Consider the following 19,911-nt stretch of genomic DNA (forward strand, 5'->3'; position numbering starts at 1 on the left):
GCTTCAGGCCGGGGAGTCTGGCCAGGGAATCAGGCCGAACGGAACTCCGGCACGAGCTCGCGCAGCCGCGCACGAACCGCCTCCGCATCCCGTGGTGGCTCGGCCTGGAGGTGTTCCAGCCAAGCCAGCACTTCGGCGCTGCCCTCGGCCTGCAGACGGGCGATGCGCAGCCGGCTGATGGCAGTGGGCAGGCTGGTGTCGGCGTCGGCCAGCAGTTCCTCAAACAGCTTTTCACCCGGGCGCAGGCCCGTGAAGACGATGCCGATCTCCTCGACGCTGTGGCCAGAGAGCCGGATCATGTCGCGGGCCAGGTCGGCAATCCGCACCGGCTCGCCCATGTCCAGCACCAGCACCTGGCCGCTCTGCCCCAGGGCGGCGGCCTGCAGCACCAGGCGGGCAGCCTCGGGGATGGTCATGAAGTAGCGAATGATGTCCGGGTGGGTCACCGTGAGCGGCCCGCCCCGCGCCAGTTGCTCCTTGAACTTTGGGATCACGCTGCCGCTGGAGCCCAGCACATTGCCGAAGCGCACGGCCATGAAGCGGGTGCCGGGGAACTGAGGCACCAGGGCCGAGACCACGCGCTCGGCGGCACGCTTGCTGGCGCCCATCACATTGGTGGGGTTGACGGCCTTGTCGGTGCTGATCAGCACGAAGCGCGCCACGCCCGCACGCGCGGCGGCCAGCGCGGCGTGGTAGGTGCCGAGGGTGTTGTTGCGTACGCAGGAGGCTGCGTTGTGGCCCTCCTCCATCAGCGGCACATGCTTGTAGGCTGCGGCATGCAGCAGCAGGTCCGGCGCCTGCGCTTGAACCGCCGCCTGGAGGTGGGCGAGATCGCGCACATCACCGACCAGGCGCACCAGCTCCAAGCCCGGGTGGCTCAGCCCGAGCTCCTGCTCGACGGCATAGAGGCTGGGCTCGCTCACCTCGTACAACACCAGGCGTGCCGGGCGATAGCGCGCGGCCTGACGGCAGAGTTCGCTGCCGATGCTGCCGCCCGCGCCGGTGATGAACAACGTGGCGCCGCGGATCATGTCGCCGATGCCGGCTTCGTCCAGTTGCACCGGCTCGCGGCCCAGCAGGTCTTCGGGCTTGATGTCGCGCACCCGCTCCAGCGGCGTGCCGGCCTGCAGCTCCTCGGCGCTCGGCACGGTGAGCACGGGCAGGCCGGTGGCGGCAGCCAGGTCCACGACACGGCGCCGCGTGGCGCCACGCAGCGAGGGCATGGCGATGACCAGATGCGTGAGCGGCAGGCGCTCGGCCCAATCCGCCAACTGGTCCAGCGGCCCCAGTACCGGTACGCCCGCGACGCGATGGCCGCGCTTGGCAGGGTCATCGTCAAGCAGGCCATGGATCAGGCTGTCGCTGTCGCGCAAGCCGGCAATCAGGCGCGTGGCCGCTTCGCCCGCGCCCAGCACCAGGATCTGCCGCACTTCACCGGCGCCGCGGTGCAGGCGCGCGCGCATGTGCTCGTAGAGCATGCGGTAGAGGATGCGCGCCAGCACCAGGGCCATCAGCGCCACGATGGGGTGCAAGGCCAGCACGGCGCGCGGCACCTGCACCAGGCCCAGGGCACGCACCGCAAGCCCGCCCGCCACACCGGCGATGAGGCAGACGAAGAACAGGCGCTTGACCTCACCAAAGCCCGAGAAGCGCCAGATCGAACGCGGCACCTGCAGCCCCAGCAGGGCCAGGGCATACAACGTCAGCAGGCCGGCCAGCACCGCCGCGTCATAAGCGGGCCGGGCGCTGAGCCAGCGCTCGAAGCCGAGCCGGAACAAATAGGTGGCCTGCCAGGCCAGGGCGATCAACGCGAGGTCGGTGAGCAAGGCCAGGCTGGCGCGGCGGGCGCGCAGGCGGCTCAGCAGTTGATCGAGAGCGCCCCAGGCGCGCAGACCGAGGTTCATGAGGGGCGCGTCCGGGTCAGCAGGGTCCAGACCGTGCGGGCCAGCAGGCGCAGGTCCGAGGCCAGCGTGGCCTGCTGGCTGTAGGCCACCGCCGCCGCGAGCTTGGCGGGCAGCACGCGCTCGATGTAGTCGCGCTCCGGGTCGGTGGCGGCGGCCAGCACGGCCGCCTCATCCAGATGGGCCAGCGAAGCCGGGTCGGTGATGCCGGGTCGCACGGCCAGGGCCTGGTCGCGCAGCTCGGCCGGGTAGAGCGCCACATATCGCGGCACCTCCGGGCGCGGACCCACCAGGCTCATGTCGCCCTTGAACACATCGATGAGCTGGGGCAGTTCATCCAGCTTATGACGGCGCAGGAAGTGGCCGGCACGGGTGATGCGCGGGTCCACCCCCACCGTCAAGGGCAGGCCGCCGGCATCGGTGCGCATGGTGCGGAACTTGTGGATGCGAAAACGCCGCCCATGCTGACCCACCCGCTCCTGCCGGAACAGCGCGGGGCCGGGTGAATCCAGCCGCACCCAGGCCGCCAAGCCCAGCAGCAGCGGCGCCAGCAGCAGCAGGCCCAGGCCGCTGAGCAGCAGGTCGAACAGGCGCTTGCCCATGGAGAGTGCGTCAGGCCTGCAGGCTGTGGCGCACGGCCTGGATGACGCGCTGCACGTCGTCGTCCTTCATCGCCGTGTAGAGCGGAATGCTGACCATGGCCTCGTAGGCGCGCTGCGACTGCGGGAACTGCGCCGGGGAGAGCTGGTAGCGCTCGCGCCAGTAGGGATGCAGGTGCAGCGGCACGTAATGCACGCTGCAGCCGATGCCCTGGGCATACATGCGCTCGATGAAGGTGTCACGGCTCACCGGCGCGCCTTCGCTCAGGCGCAGCACGTACAGGTGCCAGGAATGCACATCGCCCTCGGGTGCACGCGGCGGCAGGATCAGGGGCAGGTCGGCCAGGCCTTCAAAGTAGGCCTGCGCGATCTGCTCACGCCGTGCCTGGAAGGCCTGCAGGCGCTTGAGCTGGTGCAGGCCCAGGGCGGCGGCAATGTCGGTCAGGTTGTACTTGTAGCCAGGCGCGACGATTTCGTAGTACCAGCTCGGCTTCTTGGCCGTGAAGCGGTCGAAGGCATCGCGGTTCATGCCGTGCAGGCGCATCACCTTGGCGCGCTCGGCCAAGGCGGCGTCGCGCGTCACCAGCATGCCGCCCTCGCCGGTCGTCATGGTCTTGTTGGCGTAGAAGCTGAACACCGCGGCATGGCTGCCCAAGGTGCCGATCAGCTCACGCTCCAGGGTGGCGGGCAGGGCGTGGGCCGCGTCTTCCACCACCTTGAGGCCATGCCGGCGGGCGATGTCCAGCAGGCGCAGCATGTCGACGGCCAAGCCGGCGTAGTGCACCGGGATGATGGCGCGGGTCTTGGGGCCGATGGCCGCCTCGACCTGGTCCAGGTCGAGGTTCAGCGTGGCAGGGTCAATGTCCACCAGACGGACATCGGCACCGAGGTAGCGCACCACCTCGGCCGTGGCGGTGAAGGTGTGGGTCGTGGTGATGACCTCGTCACCCGGGCCGATTCCGATGGCCTCGAGTGCCAGATGCAGGCCGGCGGTGGCGCTGTTGACGGCGATGCAGTGCAGGCTGGAGTCGCCGAGGAATTCGCCGAAGGCCTGCTCGAAGCGCTTGGCCTTGGGGCCGGTGGTGACCCAGCCGCTGCGCAAAGAGTCCACCACCTCGGCAATTTCCTCCTCACCGATCTCGGGCAACGCAAAGGGCAGGAAAGGAAGTGCGCTCATAGGGGTTTGCGAATATGGATCAGGCGGTGGGTGCGCAGCCAGGGCAGCGCGTCAAACCAGGGCAAGGCCCAGGCGGGCAGGCGGCGCGCCACGGGCGGCGCCAGGGTGACGCGCCGCATGTCCAGCGCACCTTGAGGAAACAGCGCCCGCACCCGGCGCAGCGGCACGCCGCGCACGTCGGGGTTGCGGGGATTGTCGAACGCGAAGTCGTACACCAGCACGGCACCCCCGGGGCGCAGCCAGCGCCAGGCGCAGGCTGCCAGTTCGGCCTGCAGGTCATCGTCCAGCACGGAACTGAAGACGGTGAAGGCCAGCACTAGGTCTTGGCTGCCGGGGGGAACGGTGGCCTGACGGGCGTCCCCCAGGTGCAGGCTCAGGGCCTGCGGCAGTCGCTCGCGCGCGAGTTCGTAGCGCTCGGGCAGCAACTCCACCCCGGTCAACTGCTGCGGGCGAAAGCCCAGTTGCAGCAGCGTCAGCAGATTGGTACCGCTGCCACAGCCCAGCTCGGCCGCCCGCAGGGCCTGGGTGTCCTGCCAGCCATGCTGGCGCAACAGCTGCGCCAGAGCGCGCTCGCGCGCCTGCACGGCCTGGAACTGCGCCGGCGCCAGCGGGTGGTAGCGCGGGTCCTGCAGGTCGCGCCGCGCGTAGGCCTGTTCGATCTGCTGCAGGCTCATCGGGTCAGGCGGGCAAAGCGGCTGCGCCCAGCAGGCGCGCCGCGCAGCACGTCGGCCCAGCCCAGCAAAGAACCCAGGCCGTAGGCCAGGTGGTAGGTGGGAATCACCAGCGGCGCGCGCAGCAGCACGGCCAGGCCCTGGTTGGCCAGGCTCAGGCAACCGCCCAGCAGCAAGACGCCATAGGCCAGCCCCAGCAGCGCCAGCGGCCAGCCGGACCAAGGCAGCAGCAGCAGGCCACCCAGCAGCGCCAGCAGGTAAGCGGCCGGCAGCCAATGGCGCGCGCTGGCGCTCTGGCCATGCTTGCGCATCACGAAGGGCTTCCAATAACCGTACTGAAGGTACTGGCGCCACAGCGCCCCCAGGCTGGCGCGCGGGCTGTAGCTGGAGCGGATGCGCGCGCTCTGCCAGACCCTGCCGCCCCCCTTCTTGATGCGCAGGTTGTGCTCGTCGTCCTGGTTGCGCACCAGGTTCTCGTCAAAGCCGCCGAAGCGCTCGAAGCTGGCCCGCGGCCAGGCGCCCAGGTAGACGGTATCGACCTCGCCCTCGTAATCCAGCAGGCGCGAACGCGCACCGCCGCTGATCCAGCGCGACTGGAACACCGCGCAGATGGCGCGCTGCATACCGCCCTGCCCCACCGCGCGCCAGGCGCCGCCGACGTTGTCCGCCCCGGTGCGCTCCAGTGCGGCAATGCATTCGGCCACGTAGTCGGGGGCGTAGACGCTGTGCACATCCATGCGCACGATGACCTCGCCGCGCGCGATTTGCAGCGCCTGGTTCAGGCCAGTGGAGACGATGCGGCCGGGGTTGTCGATCACGCGCAGGCGCTCGTCCGCGTGGGCCGCCAGCCACTCGGCGGTGCCGTCGTCACTTTGACCATCGGCAATGACGGCCTCGATCTGCCAACCGGGCGGCAGGGCCTGCGCGAACAGGGACGCGCAGAAAGCCTCGATGTAGGCCCGCTCATTGCGGCAGGGAACGATGACGGACACCAAACGGTTCATGAAGAGGCCAGCAATTCTTGGTAAAGCGCGTCCACGCGGTCCATTTGCACCGCGCGGGCGCCCTCGGTCTGCATGCGCTGGGCATGGGCGGCACCCTGAGAGTGAGCGAGCGCATCGTCGTCGGCCAGGGCCAGCCATCGCCGCGCCAGGGCCTCCACATCGTCCACCGGCACCAGGGCTTCGGGTGGCAGCCATTGGCGGTTGGCCGGCAAGTCGCTGGCGATCACCGCCAACCCACAGGCCATGCCTTCGAGCAGGGACACGGAGGTGGCGTCGCTGGCCGGCACGCTGATCGACAGCTTGCAGCGTGCCAGCACGGCGGCCATGCCGGCGTCGTCCAGGCGGCCGTGGAACTGGACCGCTTGCTGCAGTCCGAGTTCAGTGGCAAGTACCTTGAGCGCGGCCTCGTCCGGCCCACCGCCGAGCAGGTGCAGTCGCGCCTGCGGATGGGTGCGGCGCACCTGGGCAAAGGCGCGCAGGATCTGATCGACGCGGTAGTTGGCCGACCAGGATCGCAGGCTCACCGCCTCGAAGCCGGGCTTGTCGGCCCAGTTCACCGGCTTGAAGCGGTTGAGGTCCACACCCCAGTGCACTTCGTGCAGGGCGGCTGCGGGGCCGTAAGCACGCGCCGCCGCCACCAGGTCGGCTGAATCACCGGTGATGAGCTGCGCCCGCCGCAGGGTCCAGCCCGTCAACCAATGTTTGAGTCGGCTCTCAAACGGAGTGACGAGCAGGTCACTGCCCCAGGCCGTCATCACCAAAGGGATGCGGCCGGCCACCCGCGCCCCCAAGTAGCCGTAGGACGTGATGTAGTGGGCATGCAGCAGGTCCGGCCGCAAGGTGCGCACCGCGGCGCGGGCGGCGCCCACGCGCCACAGCCAGTCGGTACTGCGGTGCACCGCGGGCAGCACGATCTGCTCGACCCCAGTCTGCGCCATCGGGCGCGCCGTCAGCACCGAGACCCGCCAGCCCCGTGCCAGCATTTCCTGCGCCCAGCGACGCACGTGCACATGGTCGGCGTCGCCCAGCAGGCACAAATGTCCCTTCTGGCCCTTCATCGCAACGCCCCCGCCCAGACCTCGTAATGCGCACGGCACTCGGGATGGGCGTCCAGCCAACGGGCATCACCCGTACGCACATCGCCCACCACCTGGGCCGGCTGGCCGGCCACGATGGCGAAGTCCGGCACCTCGCCGCGCACCTGGGCATAGGCACACACCAGCACACCCTTGCCGAGACGGCTGCCCGACTCAATAAGGCTGTGCGGACCGATGAAGCAGTAGGGGCCGATCTCGATCGGCGCGCGCTTGAAGCCCGGCTTGTCGCCCGGCCAGCCCACGTAAGCCCGGCCCAACAAGCGCTGCGCGCGCTGCGAGCTGTGCGTCACCAGGCTGCAGAAGTTGGTGATCTGCACGCCCTCACCCAGGCGCAACCCGGCGCTGGCCTCCAGGAAGTTGAACTGGCCGATGAACACATGGTCGGCCAATTGCAGCCCTTCCTCGCCCTCAATGCAGGTGCTGGGCGCGATGCGGCTGGCGGCGCGCAGTGCGCCGCTGGCCGGGTCGCGCTCGGCAAACAGCATGCGGAAGAACAGCCACCGCCACAGGTGGCGGCGCCAGCGGTTGAGGGTGGCGCGCAGGGCGAGGCTCATTGCTTGTGGGGCCAGCGCCAAAGCGCCATCAGGTAGTAGGCAAAGTATCCGGTCATCGTGAGGGACACCCCCCAACCCGCGCCTTCCAGCCCGCCCAGTTGCAGACCCACCACGATGCCCAGCAGGAACAGGCCCTGCCCCCAAAGCGCCAGCCGCAAAGCCCAGCCCTGCGCCTGCCAGGCCATGGTGACGACCGCCAGCGGCGAAGCCACGAAGTGCAAGGCAAGGTAGGGCGCCAGGGCGCGCGCCAGCGTGCCGGCCTCGCGCCAGGGCTCACCGAAGGCCCAGGCAAACAGCTCGGGGCCGCTGAGCATCAGCAGGGCCGCAAAGGGCAGCGCCAGCATCAGCAGGCTGCGGATGGTGCGCCGCAGTTGCACCTGGCCGGCCGCGCGATCCACCGCCTGGGTGAGCTGGGGATAGAGCGCCGAGGACACCGCGCTGCCCACCAGCGTGGCCGGCGCCTTCAGGTAGCGCAGCGCCAGCGCCCACAGGCCGGTGGCCACGTCGCCAGCCCAGGCGGTGATCAGCAGCAGCGCCAGGGTGTCCTGCGCGGCGGAGGCAAAGGCGTGCGGTGTGTTCAGCAGCGGGAAGTCCTTGTGGCGCCAGGCCAGGGTGCGCCAGCGACCCGCACCCACGCGCCAGCTGCCCTGCAGCCAAGCGCGCAGCGGCCACAGCAACCAGAGCAGCGCGGCCAGGCCCGCCAGCAGCGGCGCCAGCAGCAAGCCCCAGACGCCCAGGGCCATCGTGCCCAACCCGACCTGCAGCACCGGCGCCCCACCCCACTGCAGCACACGCGCGCCCGCCAGGCGCGCGAACAGCTGCTCGCGCGTGGCCAGCAGACTCAGCAACTGCACCCCGCCGCCCACGATCAGCAGGGCCGGCAACAGCGCCATGGCAGGCCAGCGCAAGGCCAACCACGCCGCCGCCACCCCGCTCAGAGCCCAGACGAGGGCCAGCACACGCAGACACAGTGCCAGCAAGGCGCGCAGCGCGGAGTGCCCCTGCACCAGCGGCAGGGCGTACTCGTAACGGGCGCAGGCCACGACCGTGAGGTTGGCGCACACCGCCCACACCAGGCTGAACTGAGCGTACTCGGCTGGGCTGTAGAGGCGCGCAATCCAAGGCCCCAGCAGCAAGGGCAGGGCATGGGCCAGGGCGTTGCCCAGGACCAGGGTGAGCGAGGCGCGCAGCAGCTGCATGGAGGATTTCGTGCTTGCGAAGGGCGTCGCTCAGGGCAAACCCGGCATTCTAGGAGGCCGCCCCATAGAATCCGCCTCCCCCTGACCCCCTGAATTCCCCGCCATGGAACCGCACGCGCCCCACGCCGACGAGAACCAACTGATCGCCGAGCGCCGCGCCAAACTGGCCGAGCGCCGCGCCCGTGGTGGGGTGGTGTTCCCCAACGACTTCAAGCCCCAGCACCGCGCCCTGCCCCTGGCCCAACGCTACGGCAATGTGCCGAACGAAGAGCTTGAGCCCCAGGGCATTGAGGTTTCGGTGGGCGGCCGCATCATGCTCAAGCGCCTGATGGGCAAGGCCAGCTTCGTGACGCTGCAGGACGCCACCGGCCGCATCCAGCTCTACATCCAGCGTGACGCCATTGGCGAGGAGGCTTACGCCGACTTCAAGCACTGGGACCTGGGCGACATCGCCGGTGCGCGCGGCACCCTGTTCCGCACCAAGACGGGCGAGCTCTCGGTCAAGGTCACGCAACTGCTGATGCTGACCAAGAGCCTGCGGCCGCTGCCAGACAAGTTCCAGGGCTTGGCCGATCAGGAAACGAAGTATCGCCAGCGCTATGTCGACCTGATCATGGACGAAGAGGCCCGCGACCGCTTCGCGCTGCGCTCGAAGGCCGTCTCGGCCCTGCGTGGCTTCATGGTCGAGCACGGCTTCCTGGAGGTGGAAACGCCGATGCTCCACCCGATCCCCGGTGGCGCCAATGCCAAGCCCTTCGTCACGCACCACAACGCGCTGGACCAGGAGATGTTCCTGCGCATCGCGCCCGAGCTGTACCTGAAGCGCCTGATCGTGGGCGGCTTCGAGCGTGTGTTCGAGATCAACCGCAATTTCCGCAACGAGGGTCTGAGCGTCCGCCACAACCCCGAGTTCACGATGATGGAGTTCTATGCGGCCTACTGGACGCATGAGGACCAGATGGACTTCACCGAGGAGTTGCTGCGGCACGTGGCGCGCAGCGCCACGGGTTCGGCGCAGCTGACCTACGCCGGCCAGCCCGTGGACCTGAGCCAGCCCTTCGCACGCCTGACCATCCGTGACGCCCTGCTCGTGCATGCCGGCCTGAGCGAGACTGAGGTGGACAACCCCGAGGTGCTGGCCACCCGCATCAAGGCCGCCGGGGAAGACGTGCCCAAGAACGCCAACCTGGCCGTGCTGCAGTACAGCCTGTTCGAGGCGACGGTGGAGGAAAAGCTCTGGCAGCCGACCTTCATCATGAACCACCCGCTGGAGGTGAGCCCGCTGGCGCGTGCCAACGACGAGAACCCCGGCATCACCGAACGCTTCGAGCTCTACATGACCGGGCGCGAGGTCGCCAACGGCTTCAGCGAGCTGAACGATGCCGAGGACCAGGCCGCACGCTTCCACGCGCAGGTCGATGCCAAGGACAGCGGGGACGATGAGGCGATGCACTTCGACGCCGACTTCATCCGCGCACTCGAATACGGCATGCCACCCACCGGTGGTTGCGGCATCGGCATCGACCGCTTCGTGATGCTGCTGACCGACTCCCCGTCGATTCGCGACGTCATCCTGTTCCCCGCCCTGCGCCGGGAGTCCTGAAATGAACGGGGCTGCGGACGACGATCTGGCAGCCCTGCACGCCGCGCTCTGGGTCGAACTGGAGCGCTGCGTCGAGGACAAGTTGCACGGCTGGCGCACCGCCACGCTGGCCACCCTTGCGTCGGAGGGCGTGGACGCGCGTACCGTGGTGTTGCGCGAGGTCGACTACGCCAGCCAGCAGCTGGTGTTCTTCACCGACGCCCGCTCGCCCAAGGTGACGCAGCTGCGCGCAGCCCCAGAGGCTCTGCTGGTGGCTTGGTGCGCGCGGCTGGGCTGGCAGCTGCGCCTGCGGGTGCGGGCCCATGTCGAAACCGAGGGGTTGGGAGTCTCCAGCCGCTGGGCGCGCCTGCGGCTCAAACCGGCGGCGCAGGATTACCTCTCGCCCCTGCCGCCCGGCACCCTGCTGGCCGAGCATGTGCCGGCCCCCCTTCCCGCGGCCCGCAACCACTTCGCGCTGGTGCGCCTGCAGGTGCTGAGCCTGGATTGGCTGGGCCTGCGCGCCGGCGGCCACCGCCGCGCGCAATTCGATGCCCAGGGCGCGCGCTGGCTGGCCGCCTGAGAACACCGCTCAGCGCAACTGGTCGAGCACCTCGCGGTAGCCGCGCGACACGCGCAGCTCCGCGCCACTGCTCAGACGCAGCTGGGCCTCGCCACCCACCAGCGGCGTGACCACCCGCACATGCTGCGGATTGACGGCATGACAACGGTGCACGCGCAAGAACAGGCCCGCCAATTCGGGCCGCTCCAGCAGCGCGCCCAGCGTGCCGCGCTCCAGAAAGCTCTGCGGCGGCAGCTCGAAGCTGACGTAGTTGTCCGCCGCCGCCAGCCACTGCACCTCGGCCAAGTCGATGCGTTGGCGGCCGGTGCGGGTGCTGACCCACCAATAGCCCGCCGGCGCCGCCAAGCGGGCGTTCGGTACGGCCTGGGCCAACTGCTCGCGCAGGCGTGCCAGGGTCTGCGCCAGACGCTCGGCATGGAAGGGCTTGAGCAGATAGTCCAGCGCTCCCAGCTCAAAGGCACGCAGCGCGTGCTCTGCATAGGCGGTGGTGAAGACATGGCGGGTGCCGGGCGGCAATGCCGCAGCCAGCTGCAAGCCGCTGCCCCCGGGCATCTCGATGTCCAGCAAGGCCAGGTCCACCGCGCCTTCGCGCGCCAGCAGGGCCAGCGCGGTCGGCGCGTCGGCAGCCTCAAACACGGCTTCGACATCGGCATGCGCGGCCAGCAGGCGGCGCAGCTTGGCGCGCGCCGCCGGTTCGTCGTCCACCACGAGCACGCGCATCAAACCCCCTGCGGGATGGTGATGCGCAGGCGCATCAGGCCTTCGGCCGGGCCGAACTCAACCTGCGCCGCCGCCCCATAGCGGGCCTGCAGGCGCTCGCGCAAATTGCGCAGGCCCAGGCCGCCATCCACTGGCGGGGCTTCGCGCACGCCATCGTTGTCCAGTTGCAGGCAGAGCTGGTCTGCGCGCCGCTGCGCCTGCAGGCGCACCCGCACCAGGCCGGCGTGCCGGGCCACGTCGTGCTTGATGGCGTTTTCCACCGGCGCCAGCAACAGCAGGGCCGGCAGACGGCTGGCACGCGCCTCGGCATCGGTCTCGATTTGGACCTGCAGGCGTTCCGCGCCGAAGCGCGCCTGCATCAGGTTCAGGAAGGGTTGCACCAGGGCCAGTTCGGCCTCCAACGTGTGCTCGCCCTGCTCCTGCGCCGCCAGGCTGGCGCGCAGCAGGCCGGCCAGCTCGCAGAGCAGGCGGTCGGCCCGCTCGACGTCCTCGTACATCAGCGAGGAGATCAGGTTCAGGCTATTAAACAGGAAGTGCGGCTGCACCTGCTCGGCCAGGCGGGCCAGGCGCGCCTCGGCCAGCTCGCGACGCGTACGTTCCAGTTCCTGGGCCTGGGCGGCCGCCGCCTGCGCCGCCCAGAAGCCGCGCGAGGCCAGCAACAGAAAACCGAAAGCAACAAGGTCCTTGGCACCCTCGTAAAGCAGCAGCTCGGGCAAGGGATCGGGCTGGTAATCGAGCCCGGCCCCGGCATAGACCGCCAAGCGCAGGCCGAACATGCCGGCCACATGCAGCAGGTTGAAGAGCAGGGCCGCGAACAGCAAGGCGGGCAGCTGCTGCGTCCAGGGCCGGCCGCGCAGCCACCCCACCAGCTGGTGCAGGACCAGGGCCAGCAGGCCCACCATGACGATGGAGCTGAACTCCCACAGGAAGGGCTCCCAGGCATGACGCCCACCGGCACGCCGGTAGTCCTGCAGCGCGGCAAAGCTGAGCAGCAAGCCCATGGCCAGCAGCCCGGCCAGATAGGGCGGCAGCCAGCGGCGAGGGGAGGCAGGCAGCAACAGAATCACCCGCGCAAGTTAGCACCGCGGGCGCCCGGCCGGTTGCGGTTCGCCCCCGTGCTGCCGGGCTTCACCCCAACGTCTGAAAGGCGCTCAGAAGGGGTTGTTCGTCGCGCGCGTCAGCGCCGCATTGCCAATCAGGTTTTGACCGGCCGCGCCCAGGTGCAGGCCATCGGCCCACAACCAGACATTGGTGCCGACCTCGCTGCGCACGGTGGCCGTGGTGCAGTTGGGCAGATCCACGGTGCAAGCCGCCTGCTTCACATCGGTGTAGCCAAAGGCGCTGGGGAAGCGCACCGCGGTAGTGATGGTCTCATCGGCCAGCACCAGGCCGATCAGACGCCCATCCTCGATCAAGGCCAAACGCATCGCCACGTTGAAAGCGTTGGTCAGGCGTGTCAGCAGGGCGGCGCGGTCGGTATCGGTCTTGGTGGCCTTCTCGTTCAGGCCGGCGGGCGTAAGGCCGGCGTCGAACACCGTCAGCACCACCACACGGCCATTGGCATTGGCCAGACGGTTGACCTGGGCCGCGAGCTCACGGCCGCGCTGCTGCATCAGGCCGGTCAGTTCGCCCTCGCTGCGCGTGGGGAACTGCTGGTAGGCCTCCAGCACGTCATAGAAGCCAACGTTGATGACCAGCAGGTCTTTCGGACCGACGCTGCCGCTGGCCAGTTGCTGGTCAATCTGCGCCTTCACATCGGCCACCTTGGCGCCGATGCTGCCACGCAGAAAGGCGGTCACAGGCTTGTTCTCGGGGTTGCATTGCGCCAGCACCAGGCCGAAGTGGCTGGTCAGGGCCTGTACCCACATGGGGTTGGCGGTGCAGTCGATCTCGCCGGTGGTGGTGCCGGACTTCAGGCCGTTGACGCCGTAGCGCTTGCCATCGGCCGTGAGCAGGCTGTGTTCGTCGCCGAAGCTGACCAGGCGCGTGGGCACGAAGGGTTCGATCTGCCCTTTGCCGCCGCCGCAAGCCGCAAGCGCCGCCAGAGCCACGGCCGCCAGGCCGCTGCGCAGTTGAACCCAATTCATCGTCAAAGCTCCAGAAACAAAGGGAAGTCACCCGGCCGCAGCGGCCCGGCGCAGCCGGTCCAGCACCCCGGCCCAGCGCGCATCCGCGCTGGGGGGGGACTCGACCCAAATCTCGCGTGCGCCAGCGTCGTCCAAGGCCCGCAGGGTGGCGAACAGCTGTTGGGCCGCCGCCTCGGGCTCGGCCGGAAGGGCCGCCCAGGGGCCGCCCGTCCAGGGGGTGCGGGAATATACCGTCAGGCCCTCGGGCAAGCGGCCCTGCAGGGCGATGGCCAGCGCGGCGGGCTCGAACAGCCGCACCCGCGCCCGCGGGGCGTAGTGCGCCTCCAGGGTGCCGGAGGCGCGCGGCGCCTGGGCATCGGGCGTCCGCAACGTCTCACCCAGCAGGGCTTCGAGCTGCGCCGCATCCAGCATGCCGGGGCGCAGCAGCACCGGGTAGGGCCGGGTGCAATCGACGATGGTGGATTCGATGCCGACCGAGCAGGCGCCACCATCCACCACGGCGATCCGGCCCTCGAATTCCTGCTCGACATGGGCCGCCGTGGTGGGGCTGACGCGCCCGAAGCGGTTGGCGCTGGGTGCCGCCAGACCGGGCACCCCCAGGGCGGCGGCGGCCTCCAACACCTCATGGAAGAGCGGGTGGGCCGGGCAGCGCAGGCCGATGCTGTCCTGCCCGCCCGCCGCCGCCTGCGCCAGCTCGGGCCGACGCGGCACGATCACCGTCAGCGGTCCGGGCCAGCAGGCGGCCGTCAGGCGTTCGGCCAGCCTGGGCCATACGGCCGCAAAGGCGCGTGCCCGGGCGGCGTCCGCCACGTGCACGATCAGCGGATGGTCGGCCGGCCGGCCCTTGGCCGCAAAGATCTTGGCCACGGCCGCATCGTCGTCCGCGCGGGCGGCCAAGCCATAGACGGTCTCGGTGGGCAGGGCCACCAGCTCGCCGTCGGCGAGGCGCCGGGCCGCCTCTTGAACACTCAGGATCAAACCAGACCGTCCTGTGGCAGCCCCAGCACCTGCGCCGCCTGCAGCGCCTGGGCACGGGCTTCATCGGCGCTGGCGCCCGTCACCGTCAAGTGGCCCATCTTGCGGCCCGGGCGCGGGTCGGTCTTGCCGTAGAGGTGCAGGTGGGCGCCAGGCAGGGCCAGCACGGCGGACCAATCCGGCTCGCGCCGCTGACCCTGGGCGTCAAACCACAGATCCCCCAGCAGGTTGAGCATGAAGGCCGGGCTGTGCAGGCGCGGCTGCGGCAGCGGCAGCTGGGCCATGGCACGCACCTGCAGCTCGAACTGCGAGTGCGAGCAGGCGTCGATGCTGTAGTGGCCGCTGTTGTGCGGGCGCGGCGCCATTTCATTGGCGAGCAGGCGGCCGTCCTGCAGCACGAAGAATTCGATGCACAGCACGCCGACGTACTCGAAGGCGGCGGCAATGGCCTGGGCCTGCTGCTGAGCCTGCACCTGCAACGCGGGCGCAATGCCGCTGGCTGGCACGGCGGTGGTGGCCAGGATGCCGCCGACGTGCCAGTTGCGCTGCACCGGCAGGCTGACGATCTGGCCGTCCCGCCCACGCGCCACGATGACGCTGAGCTCCGCCGCCAGCGGCAGCAGGGCTTCCAGCACGCAGGGCACGTTCCCCAGTTCGGCGAAAGCGCTGGTCAGCTCCGCGGCATCGGCCACCCGGCGCTGGCCCTTGCCGTCGTAGCCCATGCGGGCGGTCTTCAGGATGCCGGGCAGCAGGGCCGCGTCCACCGCCGCGCAATCGGCCGCCGTGCGCAGCACCGCATGCGGCGCGCAGGGCACACCGGCCTTGGCGAATTGGGCCTTCTCGGCCGCGCGGTCCTGGCACACCGCCACCGCGGCGCCGGCAGGCGCTACGTCAATGTCCTGCGCCAGCCGCTCCAGGCTGCTGGCAGGCACGTTCTCGAACTCGGTGCTGGCGGCCGCGCAGCGCGAGGCCAGTTGCGAGAGCGCGTGGGCGTCGTCGTAGCCGGCTTGCAGGTGCTCGTCGGCGGCGGCGCCGGCGGGGCTGTGCTTGTCGGGGTCGATCACCGCCACGCGGTAGCCCAGGGCCTGGGCGGCGTGCACGGCCATGCGGCCGAGTTGGCCGCCACCCAGCATGCCCAGCCACTCACCCGGGTGCAGTGCTTGAAGCTTCATTGCAAATCCGCCGTCATGGCCCGCGCCGCTTCGGTCTGACGCTGCCGGAAGGCCTGCAGCTTGTCCAGCAGCGCCGCATCCTGGCCGGCCAGCATGGCCACGGCAAACAGCGCCGCATTGGCCGCACCGGCCGCGCCGATCGCAAAGGTGGCCACCGGAATGCCCTTGGGCATCTGGACGATGGAGTGCAGGCTGTCCACACCCTGCAGATGGCGGCTGGCCACCGGCACGCCCAGCACCGGCACGGGCGTCTTGGCGGCCAGCATGCCGGGCAGGTGCGCGGCCCCGCCGGCGCCTGCAATGATGGCGCGCAGGCCACGGCCTTGGGCCGCTTCGGCGTAGCGGAACATGTCGTCCGGCATGCGGTGGGCGGACACGACCTGGGCCTCAAAGGGCACTCCGAACTCGGTCAGAATGTCGGCGGCTGCCTTCAGGGTTTCCCAGTCGCTGCTGGAACCCATCACGACGCCGACCAGCGGGCTGGCGCTCATGGCGCTCCTTGCATGGGACGGTGAAAAGCCTTGAATTGTAGGCAGCGCCCCTCACCTAGTTGGGCCGTCCGACCCGGCCACTACCCTGGCAGCGCCATGATCGACATCACCCTGCAGAACTTCGAGGCCGAACTCCTGGCCGCCAGCACGCACACCCCGGTGCTGCTGGACATCTGGGCGCCCTGGTGCGGCCCCTGCCGCACCCTCGGTCCCCTGCTGGAAAAGCTGGAGGCCGACTACGCCGGCCGCTTCATCCTGGCCAAGCTGAACGCCGACGAGGTGCCCGAGATCGCCTCCCAGCTCTCGGCCGCGTTTGGCGTGCGCTCCATCCCCTTCTGCGTGATGTTCGTCGGCGGCCAGCCGGTGGACGGCTTCGTCGGCGCTCTGCCGGAAGCGCAGATCCGCGAGTTCCTGAGCCGCCATGTGCCTTCCGAAGGCGAAATGGAAGCCGCCCAGGAAGTGGCCGAGGCCGAGCAGCTGCTCGAACAGGGCGCGGCCGACGACGCGCTGGCCCGCCTGGTGGCTGCGCTGGAAGCCGACCCGAAAAACGAGACGGCGCGCTTTGACCTCGTCAAAGCCCTGATCGAGGCCGGCCGCCTGGAGCAGGCGCAGGAGGTGTTCGCGCCGGTGGCCGCGCTGGCCGCCGACACCATCACCCCGCACGCCCGCTTTGCCGCCCTGGCCGCCTGGTTGCAGGCCTGCACGGCCGCCCAGGCCGCCCCGCCCGCTGCGCAGTTGGAAGCGGCGATTGCCGCCAACAAGCGCGATTTCGACGCCCGCTTCCTGCTGGCGCAAACGCATTTCGCCGCCGGCCGCTTCACCCAGGCGATGGACGAGCTGCTGGAGATCGTGATGCGCGACAAGGCCTGGAACGACAGCCTGGCGCGCAAGACCATCGTGGCCGTGCTCGAGGTGCTGACCAAGCCGCAGCCCAAGGCCCAGGCCAAGGCAGCCGGCGCCGACAGCAAGCTGCAACTCACCGGCCACGCCGTGGCCACGCCGAGCGACCCGGTGGTGGATCAGTACCGCCGCAAGCTGTCGATGGCACTGTTCTGATTCAGGCCACCAGCACCCGCCAGCCCAGCCAGGCCGGCAGGCCGAGGTAAAGCAGGCCCAGGCCCAGGCGCTCGCAGGCGCTGCGGATGGGCAGGGCCTGCGCCGGGCGCCACAGTGCGCCCAGCAGGGCAGCGGCCTCGATGAGGGCCCGCAGCGCCGCTGCCGTCAGCAACACCCCCACCGCCCAGGCCGCCCACCACAGGCCCAGGGCCAGCCCATAGGCCTTGAGGCCATAGCTGTAGAACTCGCCCAGCGCACTGCCGTAGGCGATGTGCTGGTGCAGATGGAAGGCCGGCAGCGCCAGCAGCAGCGGCAGCAGCACGAACTTCAAGGCCGGCGCCCCCAGACGGCCGGCATCAAAGGCCTGCCGGGCCTGCACGAACATTGGCTGCGGCAGCGCCACGGCCAGGGCCTGCAGCAGGCCGGGCAGTTGGCTCACGCCCAACGCCAGCGCGGCCGCGCCTGGCGGGCTGAGTGTGAGCCCTGCGCAGGGCAGCGGCAGCCGCCAGGGCTGGGCGGCGCGCAGATCAGCCAGCGGCAGCAGGCGGCGCTGCGTGCCACGCGTGAGCGCCAGCCCTTCGGGTTCAAGGCGTGCCGTGGCGGCAAAGGCCGCCAGCAGGCAGGCGGCGGCCGCTTCCGGCAGCAGCACCAGGGCGGCCACCAGGCGCAGCTGCTTGAGGGTCTGGCTGCGCAGCTCCTCGTCCAGCAGCAGCGCCAGGGCCAGCACCAGCAGGCTGAGCCGCGCGAGCACGCGCAAGGCCGCCGCCGCCAGGCGTGCCGGGCGGGGCAGCAGCCAGACGCGCCACGCCATTGGCGGCGCGGCAGTGCGTGGCTGGCGGGCCAGCCAGCGCCAGAGCGGGCTCAGCGCCAGCAGTGCCAGGAAGGCCAGGCCGGCCGCGCCCACCCAGTCGCCCCAGCGCACCAGCAGCGTCGGTTCGGGCACGGGGACCGGCAGGGCATCGATCACCAGTGCGCGCTCGTTCATGGCACTGCTGGCGCGCACCGTGCCGCGCGCATCGATGACAGTGCTGAAGCCATTGGTGGTGACGCGGAACTGCGGCAGCCGCGTCTCGATGCTGCGAAAGGCCGCCACCTGTAGGTGCAGGCGCGCGCCCAGTTCCTGCGTGCTGAACCAGCTGTCGTTGGACATCGTCAGCAGCGCCTGCGCCCCCTGGCGGGCGGCGGCGATGGCGAGCATCGGGTCCACGTCGTCGCGGCAGATCAGCGCCTGCACCGGCAGCTCGCGGCCGTCGCGCAATCGCAGGGGCAGCACGCGCGCGCCGCTGCCGGGCTGCCAGTGGCCGGCCCAGGCTGGCTGCAGCCACTTCAGGCCGGCGGGCAGGTACTCGGTGAAGGGGAACAGCCGGGTCTTGCGGTAGAAGCCCAGCAAACCGCGCCCGGGCTCCACGAAGGCGGCGGCGTTGTATTCGCCGGCGGCATCGCGGTCATAGGTGCCGAACACGAAGGGCACGCCGGCCGCGTTGACGATGGCGGCGATCTCCTGGTCGAACTCGGCGCCGGCCGCGCTCTTGGGCTGCGCAAAGGTGGTGGGGTAGATGGTCTCGGACCAGAGCACGGCGTCGGCGCCCTGGCGCTCGACGGCGTCGTAGCTCATGGCGAAATGGGTGTCGAGCAGCTCGCGCACCACGGCGTGGCTGCCCTGGGCGCGGCGGCGCGCCTCGATGTCGGTGATGTTGGCCTGCACCAGCCCGACCCGCAGCTGCGGCCCCTGCTGGGGTGCCGGCGGCTGGCTCAGGCCCATGGCAAGCAGCAGCAGGGGCGGCGCGGCGGCACCCAGCAGCGGCCCGCGCAGGGCCCCCCAGCCCTGGCGACGCTGCGCCCAGGCGGCGGCCAGGGCTTCGTTGGCCAGCAGCAGCAAGAGGCTCAGGCCCGCCGCGCCCCCCAGCGCGGCGCCCTGGCGCAGCAGCTCGGCCGGGTAGAGCCCATGGCCGAGCGTGTCACCCAGGAGCTTGGGCAGCAGCCACTCCGCCCCCACCCAGGCCGATGCCCCCGCCAGCGCGCCCAGCAGCGGGCCGTGGCGTGCGCGTGCAAGCTGCCGCACCAGCACGAAAGCCAGCAGCTGCGGCTGGAACAGCGGCGCGCCCAGCAGCAACACGGCGCTGCCCAGCAGCGGGCCCCAGTCGGTGAAGCGGCCAATGGCCACACCGAACCAAGAAAAAGCGGCTGCCGTGAAGGCCAGGCTCAGCACCCAGCCGGCCAGCAGGGCCTGGCGCGCGCTGCGGCAGCCGTCCAGCAGGCGCAGCCAGGGCAGCAGGGCCACGAAGCCCAGCACCCAGGCTCCGCGCACGTACAGGGCCAGCAGCAGGGCACCGAGCAGCAGCAGTCCCAGCCGGCCGCGCCAGATCGGGTTCAGGGCACCGCCCTCCCCGGCTCGATGGGCGGTGGGATGACGATGCGCCGCGGCGGCAGGCCGGGCGGTGCCAACTCGGGCGGCACCAGGCGGTCTTGCGCCGTGGCCAGCGAACGACCGGCAGCAGCGGGCGGCGGGTGCTCGGGGTCGAACATCAGCACCGCCTCGATGCGCTGGCCGTCATCGGTGGCCTGGTGGTGGCGCACATAGCCCGGCGGCAGCACGAAATCTTCGGGCACCGCCAGACCCACCAGGGGTGGGCGCGTGCCGGGGGGGTTGAAGGCGCCCAGGCCGGTGTGCACACCGGCCTGGTGCAGGCGCTCGATCACTTCTTTCATGCTGGGGGCCTGGCCGGGCGGCACATGGGCGGCCAGATCGTCCGAGGGGGGTTCACTGGCGGCCGGCTCGCCCGGGTGCGTGTGCACCGGGTTCAGAACCGGGGAGGCCGCGGAACCCGGCACCGGGGGCCGCGCTGCGAGCACGGACGCGGCCGGTGCGGCCGGTTCAGCCGCAGGCGCCGCTTCGGGCTCGGGCTGCGGCCACAGCAGCCAAACCGCCACCAGCACCAGGCCCAGGGCCAGCAACAGGTAGGCCACGGCCGGCTGCCAACCGCCCGATTGCGGAGCGCCCGCCGCCATGGCCCGTCTGCCCTGCCGCCTGCCTCAGGCCCTAGGC

19 protein-coding genes are annotated in these 19,911 nt (G+C 70.6%); 3 read left to right on the forward strand and 16 right to left on the reverse strand.

The features are described 5' to 3' along the window. Positions 1-29: 29 nt before the first annotated feature. The 8 genes from I7X39_RS14085 to I7X39_RS14120 are packed head-to-tail and all read right to left on the reverse strand — an operon-like array spanning position 30 to position 8,202. Complete coding sequence (locus I7X39_RS14085) at positions 30-1,904, reverse strand: polysaccharide biosynthesis protein (RefSeq protein ID WP_198111802.1); 1,875 nt, start codon at positions 1,902-1,904, stop codon at positions 30-32. After that, the gene (locus tag I7X39_RS14090) at positions 1,901-2,503 is read right to left on the reverse strand and encodes a sugar transferase (RefSeq protein WP_198111803.1); all 603 of its coding nucleotides are present in this window, start codon (positions 2,501-2,503) and stop codon (positions 1,901-1,903) included. Before I7X39_RS14090 ends, I7X39_RS14085 begins: the two co-directional genes overlap by 4 nt. A gap of 10 nt (positions 2,504-2,513) precedes the next feature. Beyond that, a complete protein-coding gene (locus I7X39_RS14095) occupies positions 2,514-3,677 on the reverse strand; it encodes a DegT/DnrJ/EryC1/StrS family aminotransferase (protein WP_198111804.1) in 1,164 nt (387 codons plus the stop codon). After that, positions 3,674-4,351 carry a class I SAM-dependent methyltransferase gene (locus I7X39_RS14100; protein ID WP_198111805.1) on the reverse strand — a complete coding sequence of 226 codons (678 nt, stop codon included), beginning with the start codon at positions 4,349-4,351 and terminating at the stop codon, positions 3,674-3,676. The genes I7X39_RS14095 and I7X39_RS14100 overlap by 4 nt, the downstream gene beginning before the upstream one ends. Continuing rightward, entirely contained in the window at positions 4,348-5,352 is a 1,005-nt protein-coding gene (locus I7X39_RS14105) for a glycosyltransferase family 2 protein (RefSeq protein WP_198111806.1), read from the reverse strand. The genes I7X39_RS14100 and I7X39_RS14105 overlap by 4 nt, the downstream gene beginning before the upstream one ends. After that, complete coding sequence (locus I7X39_RS14110; RefSeq protein ID WP_198111807.1) at positions 5,349-6,410, reverse strand: glycosyltransferase; 1,062 nt, start codon at positions 6,408-6,410, stop codon at positions 5,349-5,351. Before I7X39_RS14110 ends, I7X39_RS14105 begins: the two co-directional genes overlap by 4 nt. Continuing rightward, positions 6,407-6,991, reverse strand: coding sequence for an acyltransferase (locus I7X39_RS14115; RefSeq protein WP_198111877.1), 585 nt, complete (start codon positions 6,989-6,991; stop codon positions 6,407-6,409). Before I7X39_RS14115 ends, I7X39_RS14110 begins: the two co-directional genes overlap by 4 nt. Positions 6,992-6,999: 8 nt before the next feature. Beyond that, positions 7,000-8,202, reverse strand: a complete 1,203-nt coding sequence (locus I7X39_RS14120; RefSeq protein WP_198111808.1) for a lipopolysaccharide biosynthesis protein — start codon at positions 8,200-8,202, stop codon at positions 7,000-7,002. Positions 8,203-8,305: 103 nt separating this feature from the next. Between I7X39_RS14120 and lysS the strand changes: the two genes are divergently transcribed. Both lysS and I7X39_RS14130 read left to right on the forward strand, forming a co-directional pair. Further along, entirely contained in the window at positions 8,306-9,805 is a 1,500-nt protein-coding gene (gene lysS / locus I7X39_RS14125; protein ID WP_198111809.1) for a lysine--tRNA ligase, read from the forward strand. A 1-nt stretch (position 9,806) separates the two neighbouring features. Then, entirely contained in the window at positions 9,807-10,364 is a 558-nt protein-coding gene (locus I7X39_RS14130; protein ID WP_198111810.1) for a PNPOx family protein, read from the forward strand. A 9-nt stretch (positions 10,365-10,373) separates the two neighbouring features. Here I7X39_RS14130 and I7X39_RS14135 read toward each other — a convergent pair whose 3' ends face one another. From I7X39_RS14135 to purE, 6 genes are all read right to left on the reverse strand, one after another. Further along, positions 10,374-11,084: a LytR/AlgR family response regulator transcription factor gene (locus I7X39_RS14135; protein ID WP_198111811.1), complete on the reverse strand. Its 711-nt coding sequence runs from the start codon at positions 11,082-11,084 to the stop codon at positions 10,374-10,376. Next, a complete protein-coding gene (locus tag I7X39_RS14140; RefSeq protein WP_198111812.1) occupies positions 11,084-12,142 on the reverse strand; it encodes a sensor histidine kinase in 1,059 nt (352 codons plus the stop codon). Before I7X39_RS14140 ends, I7X39_RS14135 begins: the two co-directional genes overlap by 1 nt. Before the next feature lie 93 nt (positions 12,143-12,235). Continuing rightward, the gene (locus I7X39_RS14145) at positions 12,236-13,171 is read right to left on the reverse strand and encodes an SGNH/GDSL hydrolase family protein (protein WP_198111813.1); all 936 of its coding nucleotides are present in this window, start codon (positions 13,169-13,171) and stop codon (positions 12,236-12,238) included. Between the two features lie 27 nt (positions 13,172-13,198). Next, positions 13,199-14,149, reverse strand: a complete 951-nt coding sequence (locus I7X39_RS14150) for an L-threonylcarbamoyladenylate synthase (protein ID WP_198111814.1) — start codon at positions 14,147-14,149, stop codon at positions 13,199-13,201. Beyond that, entirely contained in the window at positions 14,146-15,318 is a 1,173-nt protein-coding gene (locus I7X39_RS14155; RefSeq protein ID WP_198111815.1) for a 5-(carboxyamino)imidazole ribonucleotide synthase, read from the reverse strand. The genes I7X39_RS14150 and I7X39_RS14155 overlap by 4 nt, the downstream gene beginning before the upstream one ends. Continuing rightward, positions 15,315-15,809: a 5-(carboxyamino)imidazole ribonucleotide mutase gene (gene purE / locus I7X39_RS14160; protein ID WP_232351957.1), complete on the reverse strand. Its 495-nt coding sequence runs from the start codon at positions 15,807-15,809 to the stop codon at positions 15,315-15,317. The genes I7X39_RS14155 and purE overlap by 4 nt, the downstream gene beginning before the upstream one ends. 96 nt (positions 15,810-15,905) lie before the next feature. On the opposite strand from purE, the gene I7X39_RS14165 reads away from it, so the two are divergent. Next, positions 15,906-16,865, forward strand: coding sequence for a tetratricopeptide repeat protein (locus tag I7X39_RS14165; RefSeq protein WP_198111816.1), 960 nt, complete (start codon positions 15,906-15,908; stop codon positions 16,863-16,865). A 1-nt stretch (position 16,866) separates the two neighbouring features. On the opposite strand, the gene lnt is transcribed toward I7X39_RS14165, so the two are convergent. After that, positions 16,867-19,239, reverse strand: a complete 2,373-nt coding sequence (gene lnt / locus I7X39_RS14170; protein ID WP_310739928.1) for an apolipoprotein N-acyltransferase — start codon at positions 19,237-19,239, stop codon at positions 16,867-16,869. Beyond that, positions 19,236-19,832 carry a hypothetical protein gene (locus I7X39_RS14175; protein WP_310739926.1) on the reverse strand — a complete coding sequence of 199 codons (597 nt, stop codon included), beginning with the start codon at positions 19,830-19,832 and terminating at the stop codon, positions 19,236-19,238. Before I7X39_RS14175 ends, lnt begins: the two co-directional genes overlap by 4 nt. Positions 19,833-19,911: the final 79 nt, after the last annotated feature.

The organism is Inhella proteolytica, assembly GCF_016093275.1.
GTDB lineage: Bacteria > Pseudomonadota > Gammaproteobacteria > Burkholderiales > Burkholderiaceae_C > Inhella > Inhella proteolytica.